We start from the raw sequence: 21,999 nt of genomic DNA on the forward strand, positions 1-21,999 counted from the left end.
CCTGCGGCAGGGACGTCCGGACGGATACCCTCCGGAACGATTCGGGCGCAGTGCGTATGTATAGCCGACTTGATCGTTACGGAGCGTATAGAGCCCCTGTCCCTGAGTGACGATCCTGGTGTATCGTCACGACTTGGGGGCACGTCGAGCAGAAGAACCAGCGCCGGGGAAGACGTGATGCCGACGTGATTGCCGATCAGAATCCGAGGGGGGCGACGGGCGATGCGCGGTCGAAACAGCGACGATCCGAAGCGGCGGGGCGACCGGGCCTTCCCGGCCGGACCCCTCCCGACCGATCCTTTCCGGACGGAGATCCTCCGGACGGGAGCATTCCGATGAGCGCCCCCGGCCTCGTCATCGACCGCGCCGCGGTCGCCGAAGGCGCCCCCTGCGAACCGCCCGGCGGCGGTGCGGGCGGCACCCGCGGGCAGCTCCTCCTGGCCCTCCTGTGCGGCGGGTACGCCACGGGAGCGCTGTTCGGCTGGGGCTCCGAGGAACTGTCACTGATCATGGGCGACTTCGGGCTCAGCGCCGCCGCCCTGGTCGCCGCCGTCTCCTGCTTCCGCTACGGCCGCGCGCACGGCAACCCGTACCGCCCCGCCTGGCTGCTGTTCGCGCTCTCCTCCGCCATGGCCGCCTGCGGCAACGCCGTCTGGGGCTGGTACGAGGTCGTGCTCGACCGGCCCGTGCCGCACCCCTCGCTCGCCGACGTGTTCTTCCTGCTCTTCGCGCCGCCGGCCATCGTCGGACTGCTCGTCCTCGCCAAGCGCCCCGTCAACCGCGCCGAGTGGGTCTGCCTCGCACTGGACTCCTGGCTCATCGCCGGCTCGCTGCTCACGCTCTCGTGGAGCCTCGCCCTGGCGCACACGGCCCGCTTCGACGACGAGAGCGTCGCCCGCGCCGCCCTCTCCCTGGCCTACCCGCTGCTCGACATCGTCCTCGTGAGCATGGTCCTCGCCCTGCACTTCCGCCGCTCGCGGGGCAACCGCGCCAAGGGCAGCCGCCCCGCGGTCAACACCGCCATCGCCGCCCTCGCCCTCACGGTGCTGTGCGACGCCCTGTTCACCTCCCCGCTGCTGCGGGACACCTACCGCTCCGGGCAGCTCCTCGACGCGGGCTGGTTCGCCGGCTCCCTGCTCCTCGCGTACGCCCCCTGGGGGGTGCGCAGGCCGGCCGTGCAGCCGCCCCCGGAGCACGGCCGGCGCGGCCAGCGCCAGCAGCGCCACCCGCGCCGCATCGCCGGCTCGCTCGCCGCGCTCACGCCGTACCTCGCGGCCGGGGTGTGCACCCTCAGCATCCTGTACTTCTTCGTCGAAGGCCGCCGCGTGGACCGCTTCGTCGTCTTCACCGGCTGCACGGTCGTCCTCGCCCTCGTCGTCCGGCAGGGCATCATGCTCCTGGAGAACATCGCGCTCGCCCAGGAACTGGCCCAGAAGGAGAACCACTTCCGGTCCCTGGTCCAGAGCTCCAGCGACGTCATCATGATCGCCGACCCCGACGGCGTCCTGCGCTACGTCAGCCCCGCCGCGTCCGGGGTGTACGGGCGGGACGCCGAGGAGCTGATGGGCACGGAGCTGTCCGCGCTCATCCACCCCGACGACCTCGGCGGCGTCGTCCACGAGGTGCGCAGGTTCCTCGCCGCCCCGCCGTCCGACGAGCCCACCACCCGCATCGAGTGCCGGTTCAGGTCCGGCACGGGCGACTGGCTCAACGTCGAGTCCACCGTCAACCGCCACGAGGGCGGCCTGATCTTCAACAGCCGCGACGTCACCGAGAGGGTCCGCCTCCAGGCGCAGCTCCAGCACAGCGCCGAGCACGACCCGCTGACCGACCTGCCCAACCGCGCCCTGTTCACCCGGCGGGTCCGCCAGGCCCTCGGCGGCCGCCGCTCCGGCGACTCGGGCACGGCCGTGCTCTTCATCGACCTCGACGGCTTCAAGGGCGTCAACGACCGCCTCGGCCACCAGGCAGGCGACGAGCTGCTCGTCCACGCCGCCCGCCGCCTCCAGGAGTCCGTACGGGCCGGGGACACCGCCGCCCGCCTCGGCGGCGACGAGTTCGCCGCGCTCATCACCGGCGACGCCGGCCAGGACCCCGCCGCCCGCGAGTTCCAGATCCACGAGATCGCCGACCGCCTCCGCCTCACGCTCTCCCAGCCGTACGAGGTCGAGGGCACCGAGGTCCGCGTCGCCGCGTCCATCGGCGTCGCCTTCGCCGAGCCCGGCATCACCGCCGGGGAACTGCTGCGCAACGCCGACCTCGCGATGTACCGCGCCAAGGCCGGCGGCAAGAACCGCGTCGAGCTGTACGCCCCCCAGATGCAGGCCGAGGTCGTCCGCCGCACCGAGCTGGCCACCCGGCTGCGCACGGCGCTGCACGACGGCGAGTTCGCCCTGCTCCACCAGCCGGTCGTGGACCTGGCCACCGGGCAGGTCGCCGCCGTCGCCGCGCAGCCCCGCTGGCGCTCCGCCCAGGGCATCCTGTTCACCCCCGCCGAGTTCCTGCGGGTCACGGACGACGCGGGGGAGCGCTCCGCCGAGCTCAGCCGCTGGATGCTGGAGGAGGCCATCGCCCAGGCGGCCGAACGCCACCGCCACGGCCACCGCACCCCCGTCTCCGTCCGCGTACCGGCCCGCCGCCTCCTCGACCGGTCCGTACCGCTCGGCACGGTCGAGGCGCTGCTCACCCGGCACGGCCTGCCCGCCGGCGCCCTCGTCGTGGAGCTCGCCGACAGCGACCCCCGCCTCTCCTTCGAGGAGCTGGAGCAGCGGCTCGTCGCCCTGCGCCGCCTCGGCGTCCGCATCGCCCTCGACGGCTTCGGCAGCGGGTACGCCGCGATCAACGCGCTGCGCAGGCTCCCGGTCGACATACTGAAACTGGACCGCGGCCTCGTGGAGGGCGTGGTCGAGTCCGCCCGGCTCCACAAGATCACCGGCGGGCTCCTCAGGATCGCCGGCGACCTCGGCCTGAAGTCCGTCGCCGAGGGCGTCGACGTACCGGAGCAGGTCCGCGCCCTGCGGGCCATGGGCTGCACCCACGCCCAGGGGACGGCCTTCTCCGGGCCGCTGGACGAGCACCGGCTCCGCCGCGCCCTGGCGCGCGACGCCTACCCCGTCCCCGGCAAGGTCCCGCTGCCCGTGCTGAGCGGTGGCGCGGTCCCCGCCCAGGTCCTCCCGTCTCGTTCGCTTCCCTCCATGCGCTCACATAATGAGACGCGCGTCCCACCCACTTGACACTGACAGTGCGCCGGGTGGAGGGTCAGTGCCATGCGCACCCGAATTCTCGTACTTGGAAAGCGCGTCGGCTGAGCAGGTCCACCATGGCCCTGCGGACTCCCACCGGCGCGCTCCCCTCGCTTGCCTCACGGCACGAGGGGTTTTTTGTTGCACCGGGGCGTCGCGACACACCCTGACAGACACCGACAGACCCGCCGAAAAACTCTCGTCAAAACCCTCAGCTTCGAGAAGAGACAGTCGATGACCGAGCAGGCCACCGGGGCCCACCACCCGCAGCCACGGCCCCGTTCCGGCGGACAGCCCGCCGCCACCGTTGAGCACGTCACGGGAGCCCAGTCCCTGATCCGCTCGCTCGAGGAAGTCGGGGCCGAGACGGTATTCGGCATCCCCGGCGGCGCGATCCTGCCCGCCTACGACCCGATGATGGACTCGCAGCGGGTCCGCCACATCCTGGTCCGCCACGAGCAGGGCGCCGGCCACGCCGCGACCGGCTACGCCCAGGCCACCGGCAAGGTGGGCGTCTGCATGGCCACCTCGGGCCCCGGCGCCACCAACCTGGTCACCCCGATCGCCGACGCCCACATGGACTCCGTCCCGCTGGTCGCGATCACCGGCCAGGTCTCCTCCAAGGCCATCGGCACCGACGCCTTCCAGGAAGCCGACATCTGCGGCATCACCATGCCGATCACCAAGCACAACTTCCTGGTCACCAAGGCCGAGGACATCCCCCGGACCATCGCCGAGGCCTTCCACATCGCCTCCACCGGCCGCCCCGGCCCCGTCCTCGTCGACATCGCCAAGGACGCCCTGCAGGCGAAGACCACCTTCAGCTGGCCCCCGCAGACGGACCTGCCCGGCTACCGCCCGGTCACCAAGCCGCACGCCAAGCAGATCCGCGAGGCCGCCAAGCTGATCACCTCGGCCAAGCGCCCCGTCCTGTACGTCGGCGGCGGCGTCCTCAAGGCCGGCGCCACCGCCGAGCTGAAGGTCCTCGCCGAGCTGACCGGCGCCCCCGTCACCACCACCCTGATGGCCCTGGGCGCCTTCCCCGACACCCACCCGCAGCACGTCGGCATGCCCGGCATGCACGGCTCCGTCACCGCCGTCACCGCCCTGCAGAAGGCCGACCTGATCGTCGCGCTGGGCGCCCGCTTCGACGACCGCGTCACCGGCAAGCTGGACAGCTTCGCCCCGTACGCCAAGGTCGTCCACGCCGACATCGACCCGGCCGAGATCGGCAAGAACCGCGCCGCCGACGTGCCGATCGTCGGTGACGCCCGCGAGGTCATCGCCGACCTGGTCCAGGCCGTCCAGGCCGAGCACACCGCCGGCCACACCGGCGACTACAGCGCCTGGTGGAAGGACCTCAACCGCTGGCGCGAGACCTACCCCCTCGGCTACGACCAGCCCGAGGACGGCAGCCTCGCCCCGCAGCAGGTCATCCAGCGCATCGGCCAACTGGCCCCGGAGGGCACCATCTTCGCCGCCGGTGTCGGCCAGCACCAGATGTGGGCCGCCCACTTCATCGACTACGACCAGCCCGCCACCTGGCTCAACTCCGGCGGCGCGGGCACCATGGGCTACGCCGTCCCGGCCGCCATGGGCGCCAAGGCCGGCGCCCCGGACCGCACGGTGTGGGCCATCGACGGCGACGGCTGCTTCCAGATGACCAACCAGGAACTGGTCACCTGCGCGCTGAACAACATCCCGATCAAGGTCGCCATCATCAACAACGGCGCCCTCGGCATGGTCCGCCAGTGGCAGACGCTGTTCTACAACCAGCGCTACTCCAACACCGTCCTGCACTCCGGCCCCGACGCCACCGGCAAGGAGTCGAGCGCCGGCACCCGCATCCCGGACTTCGTGAAGCTGTCCGAGGCGATGGGCTGCGTCGCGATGCGCTGCGAGAGCCCCGACGACCTGGACAAGGTCATCGCCGAGGCCAACGCCATCAACGACCGCCCCGTCGTCATCGACTTCATCGTCCACGAGGACGCCCAGGTGTGGCCGATGGTCGCCGCCGGCACCTCCAACGACGAGGTCATGGCCGCCCGCGGCGTCCGCCCCGACTTCGGCGACAGCGAAGACGACTGAGAGAGAGCTGAGTCCACCACCCATGTCCAAGCACACGCTCTCCGTCCTGGTGGAGAACACCCCCGGCATCCTGGCCCGGATCGCCGCCCTCTTCTCCCGCCGCGGCTTCAACATCGACTCGCTCGCCGTCGGCGTCACCGAGCACCCCGACATCTCCCGCATCACCATCGTGGTCAATGTCGAGGACCTGCCGCTGGAGCAGGTGACCAAGCAGCTCAACAAGCTGGTCAACGTCCTGAAGATCGTCGAACTCGAGCCCGGCGCCGCGATCCAGCGCGAGCTCGTCCTGGTGAAGGTCCGCGCCGACAACGAGACCCGCTCCCAGATCGTCGAGATCGTCCAGCTGTTCCGCGCCAAGACCGTCGACGTCTCGCCCGAGGCGGTGACCATCGAGGCCACCGGATCGAGTGACAAGCTCGAGGCGATGCTCAAGATGCTGGAGCAGTTCGGCATCAAGGAGCTCGTCCAGTCCGGCACGATCGCCATAGGGCGCGGTGCCCGCTCCATCACGGACCGGTCGCTGCGCGCTCTCGACCGCTCGGCGTAGTCCGCGTACCGAGACCCCCCGACATCCCCTTCCCTCCCCGCCGTACGGTGGGACGCACCACCAGAAAACCCAAGGAGAAACCCAGTGGCCGAGCTGTTCTACGACGACGACGCCGACCTGTCCATCATCCAGGGCCGCAAGGTCGCGGTGATCGGCTACGGCAGCCAGGGCCACGCCCACGCGCTGTCGCTCCGCGACTCCGGTGTCGACGTCCGCGTCGGTCTGCACGAGGGCTCCAAGTCCAAGGCGAAGGCCGAGGAGCAGGGCCTGCGCGTCGTGACCCCGGCGGAGGCCGCCGCCGAAGCCGACGTGATCATGATCCTGATCCCGGACCCGATCCAGGCGCAGGTCTACGAGGACTCCATCAAGGACAACCTGAAGGACGGCGACGCGCTGTTCTTCGCCCACGGCTTCAACGTCCGCTTCGGCTTCATCAAGCCCCCGGCCGGCGTCGACGTCGCGCTCGTCGCCCCCAAGGGCCCGGGCCACCTGGTCCGCCGCCAGTACGAGGAGGGCCGCGGCGTCCCGGCGATCGCCGCCGTCGAGCAGGACGCCACCGGCAACGCCTTCGCGCTGGCCCTGTCGTACGCCAAGGCCATCGGCGGCACCCGCGCCGGCGTCATCAAGACGACCTTCACCGAGGAGACCGAGACCGACCTGTTCGGCGAGCAGGCCGTGCTCTGCGGCGGCGCCTCCGCGCTGGTGAAGGCGGGCTTCGAGACCCTGGTCGAGGCCGGCTACCAGCCGGAGATCGCCTACTTCGAGTGCCTGCACGAGCTGAAGCTGATCGTCGACCTCATGTACGAGGGCGGCCTGGAGAAGATGCGCTGGTCGGTCTCCGAGACCGCCGAGTGGGGCGACTACGTCACGGGCCCGCGCATCATCACCGACGCCACCAAGGCCGAGATGAAGAAGGTCCTCGGCGAGATCCAGGACGGCACGTTCGCCAAGAACTGGATGGACGAGTACCACGGCGGCCTGAAGAAGTACAACGAGTACAAGACCCAGGACTCCGAGCACCTGCTGGAGACCACCGGCAAGGAGCTGCGCAAGCTCATGAGCTGGGTCGACAACGACGAGGCGTGAGCCTCGCGGCCGCGGGGCCGGGCGACGCGCCCGGCCCCGCGGCCGTGCGCCCGCCAGCCCGTACCCGCCCGTCGAAGGCTTGTCCACGGCGTCCAGCCTCGTGTGGGTGATCCTTCCACCGAGGCGCAGAAACCGGCCTCGGCCGCCACTACACTGGCCAGCAATACGCGTCAGGCCCACAGCGTCGTGCGTCTTCCACGCGGCAAGCCCCCCTCCACCGCCTGCGGCCGTCGGGACGGCCGTCCGCACTGGACTTGTGAGGACCTCACGTGAGCTCGAAACCCGTCGTACTCATCGCTGAAGAGCTGTCGCCCGCCACCGTCGACGCCCTCGGCCCCGACTTCGAGATCCGGCACTGCAACGGCGCGAACCGCGAGGAGCTGCTCCCGGCCATCGCCGACGTCGACGCGATCCTGATCCGCTCCGCCACCAAGGTCGACGCCGAGGCCATCGCCGCCGCGAACCGGCTGAAGGTCGTCGCCCGTGCCGGCGTGGGCCTGGACAACGTCGACGTCTCCGCCGCGACCAAGGCCGGCGTGATGGTCGTCAACGCCCCGACGTCCAACATCGTCACCGCCGCCGAGCTCGCCTGCGGCCTGCTCGTCGCCACGGCCCGCAACATCCCGCAGGCCAACACGGCGCTGAAGAACGGCGAGTGGAAGCGCAGCAAGTACACCGGCGTGGAGCTGAGCGAGAAGACCCTCGGCGTCGTCGGCCTCGGCCGCATCGGCGTCCTGGTCGCCCAGCGCATGTCCGCGTTCGGCATGAAGATCGTCGCCTACGACCCCTACGTGCAGCCGGCCCGCGCCGCGCAGATGGGCGTCAAGCTGCTCTCCCTGGACGAGCTGCTTGAGGTCTCCGACTTCATCACCGTCCACCTGCCGAAGACCCCCGAGACGATCGGCCTCATCGGCGACGAGGCGCTGCACAAGGTCAAGCCGACCGTCCGCATCGTCAACGCCGCGCGCGGCGGCATCGTGGACGAGGAGGCGCTGTACTCGGCGCTGAAGGAGGGCCGCGTCGCCGGCGCCGGCCTCGACGTGTACGCCAAGGAGCCGTGCACCGACTCGCCGCTGTTCCAGTTCGACCAGGTCGTCTGCACCCCGCACCTCGGCGCGTCGACGGACGAGGCGCAGGAGAAGGCCGGCATCGCCGTGGCCCGCTCCGTGCGCCTGGCCCTCGCCGGTGAGCTCGTCCCCGACGCGGTGAACGTCCAGGGCGGGGTCATCGCCGAGGACGTCAAGCCGGGCCTGCCGCTCGCCGAGCGCCTCGGCCGGATCTTCACGGCGCTGGCCGGCGAGGTCGCCGTCCGCCTCGACGTGGAGGTGTACGGCGAGATCACCCAGCACGATGTGAAGGTGCTGGAGCTGTCCGCGCTGAAGGGCGTCTTCGAGGACGTCGTCGACGAGACCGTGTCGTACGTCAACGCCCCGCTGTTCGCTCAGGAGCGCGGTGTCGAGGTGCGCCTCACCACCAGCAGCGAGTCCCCCGACCACCGCAACGTCATCACCGTCCGGGGCACCCTCGGCAACGGCGAGGAGGTCGCGGTCTCCGGCACGCTGGTCGGCCCGAAGCACCTTCAGAAGATCGTCGCCGTCGGTGACTTCGACATCGACCTCGCGCTCGCCGACCACATGGTCGTCCTGCGCTACGAGGACCGCCCCGGTGTCGTCGGCACGGTCGGCCGGATCCTCGGCGAGGCGGGGCTGAACATCGCGGGCATGCAGGTCTCCCGCGCCGAGGAGGGCGGCGAGGCCCTCGCGGTCCTCACCGTCGACGACACGGTGCCGCAGCCGGTCCTCACGGAGCTGGCCGCCGAGGTGGGCGCCACCTCCGTCCGCTCGGTCAACCTGGTCTGAGACACCCGCGACACCCCGGCGCCCCCGCCCGCATCCGTGCGGCGCGGGGGCGCCGTGCGTCCGGCGGCCCGCCGCGCGGGGCCGGGGTGGGTGTGCGGGCGGACCCCGTGGAGCTCAGGAGCGCGGGGCCCGCAGGGTCGCGGGACCGTCCGCCACCCCGTCCGCGCCGGTACGGCTGCCGTCCGGGCCGGTACGGCTCCCCTCCGCACCGGTACGGGTCCCCTCCGCACCGTCCGGATCCCGGCCCGCACCGGACGGGTCCGGTGCGGGCATGTCGCCGTCCGTGCCGGGCAGGTCCCGTCCGGCCGCGGCACCGTCCGCGCCGCCCCGCTGCGCGGTCGGCCCGCGGGGCACCGCCGCCACGCCCAGCAGCGCGACGGCCGCGAGGACGGGCCAGTACCACGCCGTCCCCGCCAGGGCTCCCGCCGGGGCGCCGCCCGCCAGCACGGCCAGGCCCGCCAGCGACGACATCGCCCCCGTGTACAGCCCGAGCCGCCGCGCGTCCACCAGGTCCGGCAGCCACGCCCGTACGGCGGGGGAGACCAGCATCTGGCCGATCGACAGCAGCACCACGAAAACCACCAGCGACCACAGCCCGCCCGCGCCCCGCAGTGCCCCGCCCGCCGCGAACGCCCCCGCGACGACGACCAGGCCGGCCCGCAGGGACGCGGCCCACGACATCCGCCGCGCCGCCCACCGCTCCAACGGCAGCTGCCCGGCCACCACCAGCGCGGACGACAGCGCGAACAGCCACCCCAGGGCCGCCTGGGAGCCCGTCGCCCGGTCGAGCTCGGCCGGCAGCGCCAGATAGAGCTGGTTGTACGCCACCAGGTACGCGGCGTACGCGGCCGTGAGCGCGAGGAACGGCCGGTGGCGCAGCGCCCGGCCCGGCTCCGCGGGTGTGCCACCCGCGCCCGGCCGCCGCGCCGTCCGCGCCCGGCCGGTCGTGTCCGCCGCCCGGCCCGGCATGAGCCGCGCGTGGCCGGCCAGCACCAGCAGGAACACCACGGCGCCGGCCGCGCACGCCGTCCGGAAGCCCCCCGCCGACAGCGCCGCGCCCAGGACGGGCCCGAGCAGCGCCCCGGCCTGGCCCGCCGCGGAGAACCGGGCCAGGAGCCGGGTGCGCGGCAGACCGGCGGTGTCCTCCAGCCGTACGGCCTCCCGGGCCGCCTCGGACTCGACGGCGGGCGAGAACAGGGCGGCGGCGAACCCGACGAGGACCACCGCCGCGATCACCGCCCACACCGCCTCCGCCCACGCGAGCCAGGCGAAGCCCGCCACCCGCAGCGCGCATCCGGCCAGCACCACGGGGCGGGGGCCGAACCGGTCGGTCAGGGCGCCGCCCACGACGAACAGCCCCTGCTGGCTGAAGGTGCGCAGGCCCAGGACGAGGCCCACCAGCCAGCCGCCCAGTCCGAGCGTGCCGCCCAGATGGCCGGCGAGATACGGCAGTACGGCGAAGAAGCCGGTGTTGAAGGCGAACTGGCTGGCGATCAGCAGCCGGGCGAGGGGGCTCATGAGACGCCCACCAGGCGGCCGGCGCGCATCTCGGCCGTACGGTCGGCGAAGTGCCGCACCAGCGCCCGGTCGTGGCTGATGAACAGATAGCCCAGGCCCAGCGACTCCTGGAGGGCGGCCAGCAGGTTCAGCACACCCGCCCGCACGCTGGGATCGAGGGCGGAGACGGGCTCGTCGAGGACCAGCAGCCGGGGCTCGCCCGCCAGGGCGCGGGCGATGCCGGCGCGCTGGCACTGGCCGCCGGACAGCTCGTGCGGCCTGCGCGCGCCGTGCGCGGCGTCGAGGCCGACCATCGCCAGCAGCTCCGCCACCCGCGCCGGCCCGGTGTCCCGGTCCCAGCGGCCCCGCACGCGCAGCGGTTCGGCGATCGCGTCGCGGATCCGCTGCCGGGGGCTGAGCGAGCCGTACGGGTCCTGGAACACCGGCTGCATGGCCGGGCGCACCGCCCGCAGTTCTCGCTCCGGCAGCCCGGTCAGCTCGCGGCCCTCGAACCGCACGCGGCCGCCGTCGGGGCGGCGCAGCAGCAGCGCGGCCGCCGCGGTGGACGACTTGCCGCAGCCGGAGGGGCCCACCAGGGCGAGGGTCTCGCCGGCGCGCACGTCGAACGACACCCCGTCCACGGCGGTCCGCGTCCCGTACCGGACGACCAGGTCGCGTACCTCCAGCAGGGTGTTCACGCCGCCTCCCGGAACAAGGCGGTGAGGGACGCGGGGAGTCCGGCCGCGTGGTGGCAGGAGACCTCCCGGCCGTCCGCCGGGGCGCCCACGGGCCGCGGCGCGGGCACCTCGGCGCGGCAGCGTCCGTCGGCCAGGGGGCAGCGCGGGGCGAACGCGCACCCGGTGGCGGGCTCGCCGGGGGCGGGCGGTGTGCCGCCGATCGCGGGCAGCCGCCTGCCCCGGCCGGGCACCGGCACGGCGGGTGGGAGGGAGGCGAGCAGCCCGGCCGTGTACGGGGCGCGGGGGCGGGCGAGTACAGGCGCGGCGGGGCCCGACTCGGCGTGCCGGCCGGCGTACAGGACGAGGACGCGGTCGGCGTGCTCCCGCACGGCCTCCAGGTCGTGGGTGACGAGGACGAGCGACCCGCCGGTCGTCTCGCGCCGCTCGGCGAGCAGGCCCAGCACCTGGTCGCGCAGGACCGGGTCGAGGGCGGTGGTCGGCTCGTCGGCGACGACGAGCTCCGGGTCGCCGGCCGTCGCCAGGGCGATGACGGCCCGCTGCCGCATGCCGCCGGACAGCTCGTGCGGGTAGGCGCCGAGCCGTGCGGCGGGGACGCCGACCCGGTCGAGGGCCCCGGCGGCGCGGCCCTGGGCCTCGCGGCGCGTGACACCGTGCAGGGACCGCACGGCGGCGGCGATCTGGTCGCCGACCGGGTGGACGGGGGAGAGGGCGGACAGGGCGTCCTGCGGGACGAAGGCGACACGGCGGCCCCACAGTCCGGCGAGCGTACGGCGGGAGGCGCCGACGAGTTCGGTCCCGGCGGCGCGCTGCCCGGACGGGCCCCGGCCGCGCAGCCGCACGGAGCCGCGCACGGCGGCGTCGCGCGGCACGAGGCCGAGCAGGGCCCGGGCGGTGAGGGACTTGCCCGCGCCGGACTCTCCGGCGAGGGCCAGCACCTCGCCGGCGCGTACGTCGAAGGACAGGCCGCGCACGGCTTCGGCGCCGTCGAAGGAGATCCGCAGGTCGCGGACGGACAGCAGGGGTTCCTCAGCGGACACGTCACAGGGCCTTCCGGTCGCGGGGGCGGGGGGTGCGGGCCGACGCGCCGTACGCGGCGGCGGACACGGCGAGCGCGGCGAGCACGGCCAGGGCGGCGGCCGGTGCGAGGGCGGCCCAGGGGGCCCGTTCCACATAGGCCCGGGACTCGTCGAGGAGCAGCCCCCACTCGGGCGCCGGCGGCTGGGCGCCCAGACCGATGAAGCCCAGCGACGCCAGCGCCAGGGCCGTGCCCGGCAGGCGCAGCAGGGCGTGCCGGGCGACCGGTCCCGCCACGGAGGGCAGGACGTGCCGGGTGAGCACCCACACCGGTCCGGCGCCGATCGCCCGCTGCGCCAGCAGGAAGCCGGACGCGCGGACCTCCTGCACCAGGGCGGCGGCGTGCGCGGCGAGCGGCGGCCACGACACGAGGGCGACCGCGAGGGCGGCTCCGCCCGCGCCGGGCCCGTACGCCGCCGCGACGAGGATGCCGGTGATCACCGGCGGCAGCGCGTTGGCGATGTCGGAGACGCCCGACGCGGCGCGCGGCGCGAACCCGAGGGCCAGCGCGAGCAGCAGGCTCCCCGCGCACACGGCGGCGGCCGTGCCGACGGTCGCGGCCGCGCCGTGCCCGAGGCGGGCCAGCACGTCCCTGCCGAGCCCGTCGGTGCCCAGCGGGTGGGCGTACGAGGGCGGGGCGAGCCGGGCGGCGGTGTCCAGCACGTACGGGTCGCGCAGCAGACCCCAGCCGACCGTCCCCAGCAGCACGGCGGCCAGGGCCAGCGGCAGGGCCGGCCCGACGCGTGGCGGCCGGGGCGCCGGCAGCGTCAGCCCGGCGTCGCGCAGCCCCGGACCGAGCAGCCGGCGCCGTACGAGCGCGCAGGTACCGCCGACCGCGAGGCCGAGCAGGAGCAGGGCGAGTACGGAGCCCTGGAGCAGCGGAAGGTCCTGGGAGCGGGCCGCGCCCAGCGCCGTACGGCCGATGCCCGGGACGGCGAACACCGTCTCGACGGCGACCGCCCCGCCCGTCAGCCCGACGACGACCAGACCGGCCTGCGGCACGAGCGGCGGCAGGGCGCGGCGCAGCGCGGCCCGGGCGATCCGCGTCCGGGACACCCCGGCGGCGCGCCACAGTTCGGCCCACCGCTCGTCGAGGACGGCGGGCAGCGCGTCGGCGGCGAGCCTGCCCAGCAGCCCGCCCGCCGGGACGCCCAGCGCGAGGGCGGGCAGCACCAGATGGGCGGGGCCCTGCCAGCCCGCCGCCGGGAACCAGCCGAGCCAGACCGCTCCGACGACCAGGGCGACGGTGGCGAGGAGGAACTCCGGCACGGCGGCGAGCATCGCGGCGACGGCCCCGGACGTGCCCCTGCCCCGCGCCGGCACGGAGGCGGCGAGCACGGCGGCGAGGACCAGCGCCACGGCGAGCGCGGCGCCCATGAGGCCGAGCGACACCCGCAGCCCGGCCGTGACGGTCGGCAGCACGTCGGCACCGGACACCCAGGAGGCGCCCAGGTCGCCGCGCGCCACGCGCGAGAGCCAGCCGGCGAGGAGCGCGGCGGGGCCCGCGTCCAGGCCGAGGTCGGCGCGGACGGCGGCGAGCGCCTCGGCGGTGGGCTCCTGTTCGGCGGAGCGTGCGCGCAGGACGGTCAGGGCGGGGTCGCGCCCGGAGTACCAGGGCAGCAGTCCCACGGCGGCCACGACGGCGGCGAGCGCGAGGGCGCGGGCGGCCCCGGCGCGCAGCCCGGCGGCGGGTGCGAGGGTGCGGGCGGCCCGGGCGCGCGGCCCGGCGGCGGGCGCCGTCACCTGACGTGGGTGTCGGGCGTGACCAGCAGCCGCTCGCGCGGGTCGTGGGCGGCGCCCACCACACCGGCGGCGTCGCCCTGGACGACCCGCTCGTGCAGGAGCGGCACGGCGGCGTCGGTGGCGAGGACGGCCGCCTCCGCGGCCATGACGGCCCGGCGGCGGGCGTCTCCGGAGGGCGCGGCCGCGGCCTTGTCGAGCGCCGCGTCGACGGCCGGGTCGGCGAGCTGGGAGAGGTTGAAGGAGCCGCGCGAGGCGAAGTCGCTGTACAGGTAGGCGGCGGGGTCGCCGGAGTCCAGGACGGTCGCGCGGGAGAGGAGGAACGCGTCGAACGCCCCGGCCAGCGCGTCCGCCTCGATGGCGGCGTACTCGCGGACCTCCAGGCGGACGTCGAAGCCGGCCTTGCGCAGCTGCTGCTGGAGGGTCTGGGCGACCTCGGGCAGCTCGGCGCGGTCGGTGAAGGTGCCGATGGTGACGGTGGCGCCGCGCGGGTCGGCGGCGCGGGCCGGGCGGCGGGGCGCGCGGAGGGCGTCGGCCCAGGTGACGGCGGGCCCGAGCAGTCCTTCGGCGAGGTCGGCGCGGCCCTCGTACACGTCCTGGACGATCGGCCGGGCGTCGACGGCCCGGCGGACGGCGGCCCGCAGCGCGGGGTCCTTGAAGGGGCCCTTGGAGGTGTTCAGGTACAGGGTGTTGGTGCGCGGCATCGGGACCTCCGTGACGAGGTCCCGGTCGAGGAGGGCGGCCTGCGAGACGGGGACGGCCTCCACGATGTCGGCCTCGCCGGCGCGCAGGGCGGCGGCGCGGGCGGTGCCGTCGGGGATGAACGTCACATCGATGCCGGGGGCCTTGGCCCTGCCGCCCCAGTAGCCGTCGTACCGGTCGAGGGAGGCGGAGGCGGAGCCGTTCACCCGGGTCAGGCGGAAGGCGCCGGTGCCGGTGCCGACCGGGTCGACGGTCTTCCCCCGGTACGCCTTGGCGGAGAGGATCGACAGCTGCGGGGAGCTGAGCCGCTGCGGGACGAGCGGGTCGGGGGTGGCGGTGGTGACGGTGACGGTCTTCCCGGACGCGGTCGCGGTGAGCTCCACGCCGTCGAGGATGCGGGGCTTGGGGGACGCGGTCGCGGCGCGCGTCAGGGAGCGGGCGGCGTCGCGGGCGGTGAGCGGGGTGCCGTCGTGGAAGGTGACGCCGTCGCGGACGGTGAAGGTCCAGCGGGTGCCGTCCTGCTTCCAGGAGGTGGCGAGGGCCGGGCGGGGGTCGCCGGCCGCGTCGAGGGTGACGAGCGTCTCGGCGGTCGACCAGCGGGACAGCTTGAACGCGTCGTCGGAGAGCGGGGAGAGACCGGAGCGGGGCGGGTTCATCATCGCCACCCGTATCCGCTTGCCGCCGTCGGCCGCGCCGTCGCCGTCCGGTGCGGCGAAGCACCCGGCGAGCAGGAGGGACGCCGAGACGAGGGCGGCGGCGGGCAGGAGTCGGCGGCGGACAGGCTGGTGGCGCACGGGGGAGCACCCTTCCGGGCAGGGGACGGTCGCGGTGCCCGGACGCTAGCATAATGATTATTATTTTCAACAACTGGGTGAAGCGCTTGCCCCGCGCCCGGGCCGACGGCCGGACCGCCCGCCCGGCCCCGGTGCCGGGCTCAGCCCGTGCCGCCGCCGTGCAGCCGGTGGGCCTTCAGGGACATGTGCAGCAGCAGCCGGTCCTCGCCGTCGTCGAGGTCCAGGCCGGTGAGCTGCTCGACGCGGGAGAGCCGGTAGTACAGCGTCTGCCGGTGGATGCCCAGGGCGGCGGCCGTGCGGCCCGCCTGGCCCGCGTGGTCGAGGAACACCTCGGCGGTACGGGCCAGCTCGGCGTGCGCCCGGCCCAGCAGCGGCCGTACCACCGGGTCGTCGGCGGCGTCCTGCGGCACCGTCGTGAGCAGCCGGTACGGGCCGATGGACGTCCAGGGCGCGACCGGCCCGAGGCGGGGCTGGGCCAGCGCCGCGCGCGCCGCCGACGCCGCCTCCGCCCAGGCCGCGGCCAGCTCCGGCAGGCCCCGCCGCGGGGCGGCCACCCCGGCGACGGCGCCCGGGCCCGCCGCCTCGCACAGCCGGGCGCCGGCCGTCAGCGCGGGCGCGAGCGCGTCGGGGGAGCGGAGGCGGACCAGGGCGCCGAGCACCTGCCCGCCCGCCCGTGCCGCGCCGGCCGCGCCCGCACCCGGCGCGCCGCCCCCGCCCGGCGCGGGCCCCGATGCGCCGGGGCCCGGTGCGCCGCGCCCCGGCCAGGGCGCCGTGCACAGGGCGGCGAGGCCCGGAGCCGTACGCACCGAGGGGCTGTCGCCGCCCGGCCACGGCGCCACGCACACCAGCGCGTGCAGCCCGTCGGCGTCCGGGCCGAGCGCCGAGCGCAGGGTGGCCAGCGCCAGGTCGTAGCTCCACTCCCGCTCCGCCGTCAGGGCCGCCCGCAGCTCCCGCGACAGGTCGGCGCCGGCCCGCTCCTCCTCGGCGAGCAGCGCCCCGATCCGGGCGGCGACCTCCATGGCCGCCTCCAGCCGCTCGGGCGCGGGCCCCGGCGAGGTGTCGAGCAGCCACACGTATCCGTGGACGACGCCCCGGTGCCGTACGGGCAGGCAGAGCCGGTCCCGGTAGACGCCCGCGTCCGGGGCGGCGGGGATGCGCACCGGACCGGTCGCGCGGGCGATGCCGAACCCCTCGAACCAGGCGCGCACGGCGGGAGTGGACTTGCGGGTGAGGATCGAGCGCGTGCGGACCGGGTCCATCGCGGAGGCGTCGTCGCTGTCGTGCGCGCCGAAGGCGATCAGTCCGAAATCCCGGTTCTCCAGCGTGGCCGGTGCGCCGAGAAGCGCCGAGATCTCGTCCACCAGTTCTTGGTAATCGCCCTTCACCCGGACATTCTGCCACTGCTTTCAGACAGATGTCTGAGATCCGCGGCACGGATGCGTGACAGCTGTCGATGGCCCGGCGGCGGGGCGATCCTTAGGTTTCACGGTGGTTCTCCGTGCCGTTTCCAAGACGTCGGATTCCGGCCGCTTCATCCTGTTGTCAACCCGTGTTCGTGGAGGTGCCCCGTGCTGGGTCCCGTGATTCTCGCCGCCTCGCGCAGCGACAAGATGCGCCGCATTGTGTCGGCGGCCCCGGTGACCAAGCCGGTCGTCGACCGGTTCATCCCCGGTGAGACGGTCGACCAGGTCATCCCCATCGTCACGGAACTCGCGGACAAGGGCCTGGAGGTCACCCTCGACGTCGTCGGCGAGGACATCACCACCCCGGAGCAGGCGACCGCCGCCCGCGACGCCTACCTGGAGCTCATCCGCCGCCTGGAGCCGCTCGGCCTCGGCGAGCGGGCGGAGATGTCCGTCAAGCTCTCGATGTTCGGCCAGGCGCTGGACGGCGGCCACGAGCTGGCCCTCGCCAACGTCCGCCCGGTCGTCGAGGCGGCCGCCGCGATCGGCACCACCGTCACGCTGGACGCCGAGGACCACACGACGCTCGACTCGATGTTCGCCATCCACGAGGAGCTCCGGAAGGACTTCCCGCGCACCGGCTGCGTCATCCAGGCGTACCTCTTCCGCACCGAGGAGGACGCCCGCCGCCTCGCCGCGAACGGCAGCCGCGTCCGCCTGGTGAAGGGGGCCTACAAGGAGCCGGCCTCCGTGGCGTACCAGGACAAGGCGGAGATCGACCGCGCGTACGTGCGCATCCTCAAGATCCTCATGGCGGGCGAGGGCTACCCCATGATCGGCTCGCACGACCCGCGGCTCATCGCCATCACGCAGGAGCTCGCGCGCCGCCACGGGCGCAAACTGGACGAGTACGAGTTCCAGATGCTGTACGGCATCCGCAGCGACGAGCACGTCCGGCTCGCCGCCGAGGGACACCGCATGCGGGTCTACACGGCCTACGGCACCGACTGGTACGGATATTTCATGCGCCGTCTCGCGGAGAAGCCGGCCAACCTGCTGTTCTTCGTCCGCTCGATGATCACCAAGAACTGATCCGGAGCCCGTGGGGGCCACGCCCCTGACACCCCTCACCAAAGGAGTTACGAGACCCATGGACGCTGTGACCCAGGTCCCCGCCCCGGTCAACGAGCCGGTGCACGGCTACGCCCCCGGCTCCCCGGAGCGGGCCCGGCTGGAGGCCAAGCTCAAGGAGCTGGCCGAGAACCCGATCGACCTGCCGATGACCATCAACGGCGTCAAGCGCATGGGCGGCGGCGAGCGGGTGGACGTCGTGCAGCCGCACAACCACCGGGCCGTGATCGGCACCTTCGCCGCCGCGACCCAGCAGGACGCGCAGGACGCGATCGACGCCGCCCTGGCCGCCGCGCCGGCGTGGCGCGCGATGTCCTTCGACGACCGCGCCGCGATCTTCCTGCGCGCCGCCGAGCTGCTGTCCGGCCCGTGGCGCGAGACGCTGGCCGCCTCGACGATGCTCGGCCAGTCGAAGACCGCCCAGCAGGCCGAGATCGACACGCCCTGCGAGCTCGTCGACTTCTGGCGCTTCAACGTCAAGTACGCCCGCGACCTGCTCGCCGAGCAGCCCCCGGCGAACGCGCCCGGTGTGTGGAACCGCCTGGACCACCGCCCGCTGGAGGGCTTCGTCTACGCGATCACGCCGTTCAACTTCACCGCCATCGCGGGCAACCTGCCCACCGCCCCGGCGCTCATGGGCAACGTCGTGGTGTGGAAGCCGTCCCCGACGCAGACCCACGCCGCCGTGCTGCTCATGGAGCTGCTGGAGGAGGCGGGCCTGCCCAAGGGCGTCATCAACCTGGTGACCGGCGACGGCATCGCCGTCTCCGAGGTGGCCCTGGAGCACCCGATGCTCGCGGGCATCCACTTCACCGGCTCGACCCGCACCTTCCAGCACCTGTGGAAGACGGTCGGCAACAACATCGAGAAGTACCGCTCCTACCCGCGGATCGTCGGCGAGACGGGCGGCAAGGACTTCGTCGTCGCCCACCCGAGCGCCGACCGCGCCGTCCTGAAGACCGCGCTCACGCGTGGCGCCTTCGAGTTCCAGGGCCAGAAGTGCTCGGCGACCTCGCGCGCGTACATCCCGGCCTCGATCTGGAACTCCGGCTTCAAGGAGGAGTTCGCGGCCGAGGTCGACGGCATCAAGATGGGTGACGTCACCGACCTGACGAACTTCATCGGCGCCGTCATCGACGAACGCGCCTTCGCCAAGAACAAGGCCGCGATCGACCGCGCCAAGGCCGACCCGGCCTGCGAGATCGTCGCGGGCGGCACGTACGACGACTCGGTCGGCTACTTCGTCCGCCCGACCGTCATCGAGTGCTCCGACCCGGAGAACGAGGTCTTCCGGGACGAGTACTTCGGCCCCATCCTCGCCGTGTACGTGTACGAGGACGACCAGTACGACGCCATGCTCGACCAGATGGAGTCGGTGTCCGCCTACGCGCTGACCGGTTCGGTCATCGCCAAGGACCGTGCCGCGGTGGCCCACACGATGGAGAAGCTGCGGTACGCCGCGGGCAACTTCTACATCAACGACAAGTCGACCGGCGCCGTGGTCGGCCAGCAGCCCTTCGGCGGCGGCCGCGCCTCCGGCACCAACGACAAGGCCGGCGCCCCGCAGAACCTGATGCGCTGGACGCTGACCCGCGCCATCAAGGAGACGCTGGTCCCGCCGACCGAGTACGGCTACCCGCACATGGGCTGACCCGCCCCGCGGCCCCACCGGGCCGCCCCCAGGCACCGCCCCCGCCCGGCCCCCACGCCGGACGGGGGCGGTTTCCATGCCCGGCCCCCGACGGGCCGTCTCCATGCCCGGCCCCGCCGCGCCCCCTTGCGGTAATGAAGGGTCCATGTCAAATTCCTTCGCGGTACGTCCCACCCGTCACCGACGAAGGAGACCACCGGCATGAGACGCACCACCCGTGCGCGCACCGGACTGTCCGCCCTGCTCGTCGCCGCCTCCCTCGGCTTCGCCGCCACCCCGGCCGGAGCCGCGGACGCACCCCTCACCCCCACCCCGGCCCCCGACGCGGCCGCCACCCTCCACGCGCTCGACGCCACCGTGGAGCGGACCCTCGGCGACGAGAGCGCCGGCACCTACGTGGACGCCGCCACCGGTGAACTCGTCGTCACCGTCACCACCGAGGCCGCCGCCTCCAAGGCCCGCGCCGCCGGCGCCAAGGCCGAACTGGTCCAGCGCAGCGCCGCCCAGCTCGATGCCGCGATGGCCGCGCTGGAGGCCAGGGCGAAGATCCCCGGCACCTCGTGGGGCCTGGACCCGCGCACCAACCAGATCGCCGTCGAGGCCGACTCCTCGGTCTCCGCCCGCGACCTCGCCCGGCTCCGCCAGGTCGCCGCGTCCCTCGACGGCGCCGTGCGCGTCAGCCGCGTCCCCGGTGTCTTCACGCGCGAGGTGGCCGGCGGCGACGCCATCTACGGCGGAGGCTCCCGCTGCTCGGCGGCGTTCAACGTCACCAAGAACAACGTCCGGTACTTCCTGACCGCCGGCCACTGCACCAACATCTCGTCCACCTGGTCGGACACCTCCGGCGGCACCTCCATCGGCGTGCGCGAGGGCACCAGCTTCCCGACCAACGACTACGGCATCGTCCGCTACACGACGACCACCAACCTCGGCGGCCGGGTCAACCTCTACAACGGCAGCTACCAGGACATCGCCTCGGCCGCCGACGCCGTCGTCGGCCAGGCCATCAGGAAGAGCGGCTCCACGACCAAGGTGACCAGCGGCAGCGTCACCGCCGTGAACGTCACCGTCAACTACAGCGACGGCCCCGTCTACGGCATGGTCCGCACCACCGCCTGCTCCGCCGGCGGCGACAGCGGCGGCGCCCACTTCGCCGGCTCGGTCGCGCTCGGCATCCACTCCGGCAGCTCCGGCTGCACGGGCACCAGCGGCTCGGCCATCCACCAGCCGGTCCGCGAGGCGCTGGCCGCCTATGGCGTGAACGTGTACTAGTCGCGCCCACCCCCGGCGGGAGTGGTGCCACAGTGGGCGGTATGAGCGATCGTCTCCATACCGCCCACACCTACGAGTTGGATCCGGCCGTGCTCGCGGCGATCCGCGCCATGCTGGAGGACGCCTTCGACGGCGACCTGGGCGAGGAGGACTGGGAGCACGGCCTCGGCGGCGTCCACGCGTACGTCCAGGACGACCGGGGGCGGATCGCCGCGCACGGCAGCGTCGTCATGCGCCGCGTCGTCCACGCGGGGCGCGCCCACCGCGTCGGCTACGTCGAGGCCGTGGGCGTACGGGCGGATCGCCGCCGCCAGGGGCTCGGCGCCCTGGTGATGGCCGCGCTGGAGGAGGTCGTCGACGGCGCGTACGACTTCGGCGCCCTGTCCGCGTCCGACGAGGGCGCCGCGCTGTACCGCTCCCGCGGCTGGCACCTGTGGAACGGCCGCGTCGAGGCGTACGGCCCGCACGGCGTGACCCGGCTGGAGGGCGAGGAGGACAGCACGTTCCTTCGCCCCGCCGCGGGTCGGCCGCTGCCCGCGCCGGAGGGCGGCCCCCTGCAGTTCGACTGGCGGGACGGCGACGTGCTCTGACCCGGAACGGGCCCGCACGGCAAAACGCACGGGTGCCAGTGGGGCGCGGGGGTCCGCGGGGCGTATCGGCACCGGCGGGGTGCGCGGGCCCGGCGGGATGCGCCCGCACGGCGGGGTGCGCGGGGCCGGCGGGGAGCCTGGAGGGAGCTGGGACGCCCGCTCCCGGACCGCCCGTCTCAGATAGTAGGAAGTCCGAGTAATCACGGAGACAGCGGCGGCGTCCTCGCTTAGCTTGGAAGGAGCCGAACGTCTCGCTCCATCAGCGAACGGCGGACAGGAGCGCGCACGCCCTCTGGCAGGTCACCCCTGCGGCGGCGCTCCCCGCCCCTTCCGGCGCCTCCCCGAGCCTCGCCCCGCCAAGGAGCCCCGCCATGACCGCTGCCACCTCCCGCCGCCGTGTCCGCCACTCGGGCACCCGCCCCTCCGAGACCGAGCGCCAGAACGCCGCGGCCGCCCTCCAGCGCGCCCTGGACCGCCGCGACAACGGCGGCTCCACCGGCCACTGAGCCGCGCCCGGCCGGCCCGGGCCCGCGCTGACCAGCCCGTACGGCGGCCGCCCCCTTCGGTGGCGCGGCCGCCGTCCGACCTCCCGCCGACCGCCGCCCGGCACCATGGACAGTCCGAA

The 21,999-nt window shown here is 74.1% G+C and carries 16 protein-coding genes; 10 read left to right on the forward strand and 6 right to left on the reverse strand.

Annotated elements, in window-relative coordinates; all coding sequences use genetic code 11:
• Positions 1-335 precede the first annotated feature (335 nt).
• The 5 genes from ACSUPT_RS21345 to serA all read left to right on the forward strand — a co-directional run bounded on the left by ACSUPT_RS21345 (position 336) and on the right by serA (position 8,822).
• On the forward strand, positions 336-3,233 hold the full coding sequence (locus tag ACSUPT_RS21345) for a putative bifunctional diguanylate cyclase/phosphodiesterase (RefSeq protein ID WP_351966773.1): 2,898 nt from the start codon (positions 336-338) through the stop codon (positions 3,231-3,233).
• A 243-nt stretch (positions 3,234-3,476) separates the two neighbouring features.
• Positions 3,477-5,330, forward strand: coding sequence for an acetolactate synthase large subunit (locus tag ACSUPT_RS21350; RefSeq protein WP_361658616.1), 1,854 nt, complete (start codon positions 3,477-3,479; stop codon positions 5,328-5,330).
• A gap of 22 nt (positions 5,331-5,352) precedes the next feature.
• Positions 5,353-5,877, forward strand: coding sequence for an acetolactate synthase small subunit (ilvN, locus tag ACSUPT_RS21355; RefSeq protein WP_071263920.1), 525 nt, complete (start codon positions 5,353-5,355; stop codon positions 5,875-5,877).
• 84 nt (positions 5,878-5,961) lie between these two features.
• Entirely contained in the window at positions 5,962-6,963 is a 1,002-nt protein-coding gene (gene ilvC, locus ACSUPT_RS21360) for a ketol-acid reductoisomerase (protein WP_361658618.1), read from the forward strand.
• A 269-nt stretch (positions 6,964-7,232) separates the two neighbouring features.
• The gene (serA, locus tag ACSUPT_RS21365) at positions 7,233-8,822 is read left to right on the forward strand and encodes a phosphoglycerate dehydrogenase (RefSeq protein WP_365727054.1); all 1,590 of its coding nucleotides are present in this window, start codon (positions 7,233-7,235) and stop codon (positions 8,820-8,822) included.
• Positions 8,823-8,936: 114 nt separating this feature from the next.
• Here serA and ACSUPT_RS21370 read toward each other — a convergent pair whose 3' ends face one another.
• The 6 genes from ACSUPT_RS21370 to ACSUPT_RS21395 form a co-directional block, all read right to left on the reverse strand.
• Entirely contained in the window at positions 8,937-10,340 is a 1,404-nt protein-coding gene (locus tag ACSUPT_RS21370) for an MFS transporter (RefSeq protein ID WP_436945293.1), read from the reverse strand.
• On the reverse strand, positions 10,337-11,017 hold the full coding sequence (locus tag ACSUPT_RS21375; protein WP_351966768.1) for a dipeptide/oligopeptide/nickel ABC transporter ATP-binding protein: 681 nt from the start codon (positions 11,015-11,017) through the stop codon (positions 10,337-10,339). The genes ACSUPT_RS21370 and ACSUPT_RS21375 overlap by 4 nt, the downstream gene beginning before the upstream one ends.
• Positions 11,014-12,054, reverse strand: coding sequence for an ABC transporter ATP-binding protein (locus tag ACSUPT_RS21380; RefSeq protein WP_436945296.1), 1,041 nt, complete (start codon positions 12,052-12,054; stop codon positions 11,014-11,016). Before ACSUPT_RS21380 ends, ACSUPT_RS21375 begins: the two co-directional genes overlap by 4 nt.
• A 1-nt stretch (position 12,055) precedes the next feature.
• Positions 12,056-13,771 (reverse strand): ABC transporter permease subunit, encoded by a 1,716-nt coding sequence (locus ACSUPT_RS21385; protein WP_399219871.1) that lies wholly within the window; start codon positions 13,769-13,771, stop codon positions 12,056-12,058.
• 59 nt (positions 13,772-13,830) lie between these two features.
• Positions 13,831-15,327, reverse strand: a complete 1,497-nt coding sequence (locus ACSUPT_RS21390; RefSeq protein WP_351966766.1) for an ABC transporter substrate-binding protein — start codon at positions 15,325-15,327, stop codon at positions 13,831-13,833.
• A gap of 140 nt (positions 15,328-15,467) precedes the next feature.
• Entirely contained in the window at positions 15,468-16,712 is a 1,245-nt protein-coding gene (locus ACSUPT_RS21395) for a PucR family transcriptional regulator (RefSeq protein ID WP_436945298.1), read from the reverse strand.
• A gap of 183 nt (positions 16,713-16,895) precedes the next feature.
• Between ACSUPT_RS21395 and ACSUPT_RS21400 the strand changes: the two genes are divergently transcribed.
• The 5 genes from ACSUPT_RS21400 (at position 16,896) to ACSUPT_RS21420 (ending at position 21,880) form a co-directional block, all read left to right on the forward strand.
• On the forward strand, positions 16,896-17,822 hold the full coding sequence (locus tag ACSUPT_RS21400) for a proline dehydrogenase family protein (RefSeq protein WP_351966764.1): 927 nt from the start codon (positions 16,896-16,898) through the stop codon (positions 17,820-17,822).
• A 58-nt stretch (positions 17,823-17,880) separates the two neighbouring features.
• Positions 17,881-19,512 (forward strand): L-glutamate gamma-semialdehyde dehydrogenase, encoded by a 1,632-nt coding sequence (pruA, locus tag ACSUPT_RS21405; protein ID WP_361658637.1) that lies wholly within the window; start codon positions 17,881-17,883, stop codon positions 19,510-19,512.
• Positions 19,513-19,713: 201 nt separating this feature from the next.
• On the forward strand, positions 19,714-20,784 hold the full coding sequence (locus ACSUPT_RS21410) for a S1 family peptidase (protein WP_436945301.1): 1,071 nt from the start codon (positions 19,714-19,716) through the stop codon (positions 20,782-20,784).
• A 41-nt stretch (positions 20,785-20,825) separates the two neighbouring features.
• Positions 20,826-21,374, forward strand: coding sequence for a GNAT family N-acetyltransferase (locus tag ACSUPT_RS21415; RefSeq protein ID WP_351966761.1), 549 nt, complete (start codon positions 20,826-20,828; stop codon positions 21,372-21,374).
• A 371-nt stretch (positions 21,375-21,745) separates the two neighbouring features.
• The gene (locus ACSUPT_RS21420; RefSeq protein WP_351966760.1) at positions 21,746-21,880 is read left to right on the forward strand and encodes a hypothetical protein; all 135 of its coding nucleotides are present in this window, start codon (positions 21,746-21,748) and stop codon (positions 21,878-21,880) included.
• Positions 21,881-21,999 lie beyond the last annotated feature (119 nt).

The sequence above is a fragment of the Streptomyces sp. SudanB25_2051 genome (assembly GCF_964272635.1).
Lineage (GTDB): Bacteria > Actinomycetota > Actinomycetes > Streptomycetales > Streptomycetaceae > Streptomyces.

Excerpts from the sequence above, each read along its gene's own strand:
- ACSUPT_RS21370 (WP_436945293.1), bottom strand. The coding sequence starts at position 10,340 with ATGAGCCCCCTCGCCCGGCTGCTGATCGCCAGCCAGTTCGCCTTCAAC.
- ACSUPT_RS21420 (WP_351966760.1), top strand. The coding sequence starts at position 21,746 with ATGACCGCTGCCACCTCCCGCCGCCGTGTCCGCCACTCGGGCACCCGC.
- pruA (WP_361658637.1), top strand. The coding sequence starts at position 17,881 with ATGGACGCTGTGACCCAGGTCCCCGCCCCGGTCAACGAGCCGGTGCAC.
- ACSUPT_RS21415 (WP_351966761.1), top strand. The coding sequence starts at position 20,826 with ATGAGCGATCGTCTCCATACCGCCCACACCTACGAGTTGGATCCGGCC.
- ACSUPT_RS21345 (WP_351966773.1), top strand. The coding sequence starts at position 336 with ATGAGCGCCCCCGGCCTCGTCATCGACCGCGCCGCGGTCGCCGAAGGC.
- ACSUPT_RS21350 (WP_361658616.1), top strand. The coding sequence starts at position 3,477 with ATGACCGAGCAGGCCACCGGGGCCCACCACCCGCAGCCACGGCCCCGT.
- ACSUPT_RS21410 (WP_436945301.1), top strand. The coding sequence starts at position 19,714 with ATGAGACGCACCACCCGTGCGCGCACCGGACTGTCCGCCCTGCTCGTC.
- ilvN (WP_071263920.1), top strand. The coding sequence starts at position 5,353 with ATGTCCAAGCACACGCTCTCCGTCCTGGTGGAGAACACCCCCGGCATC.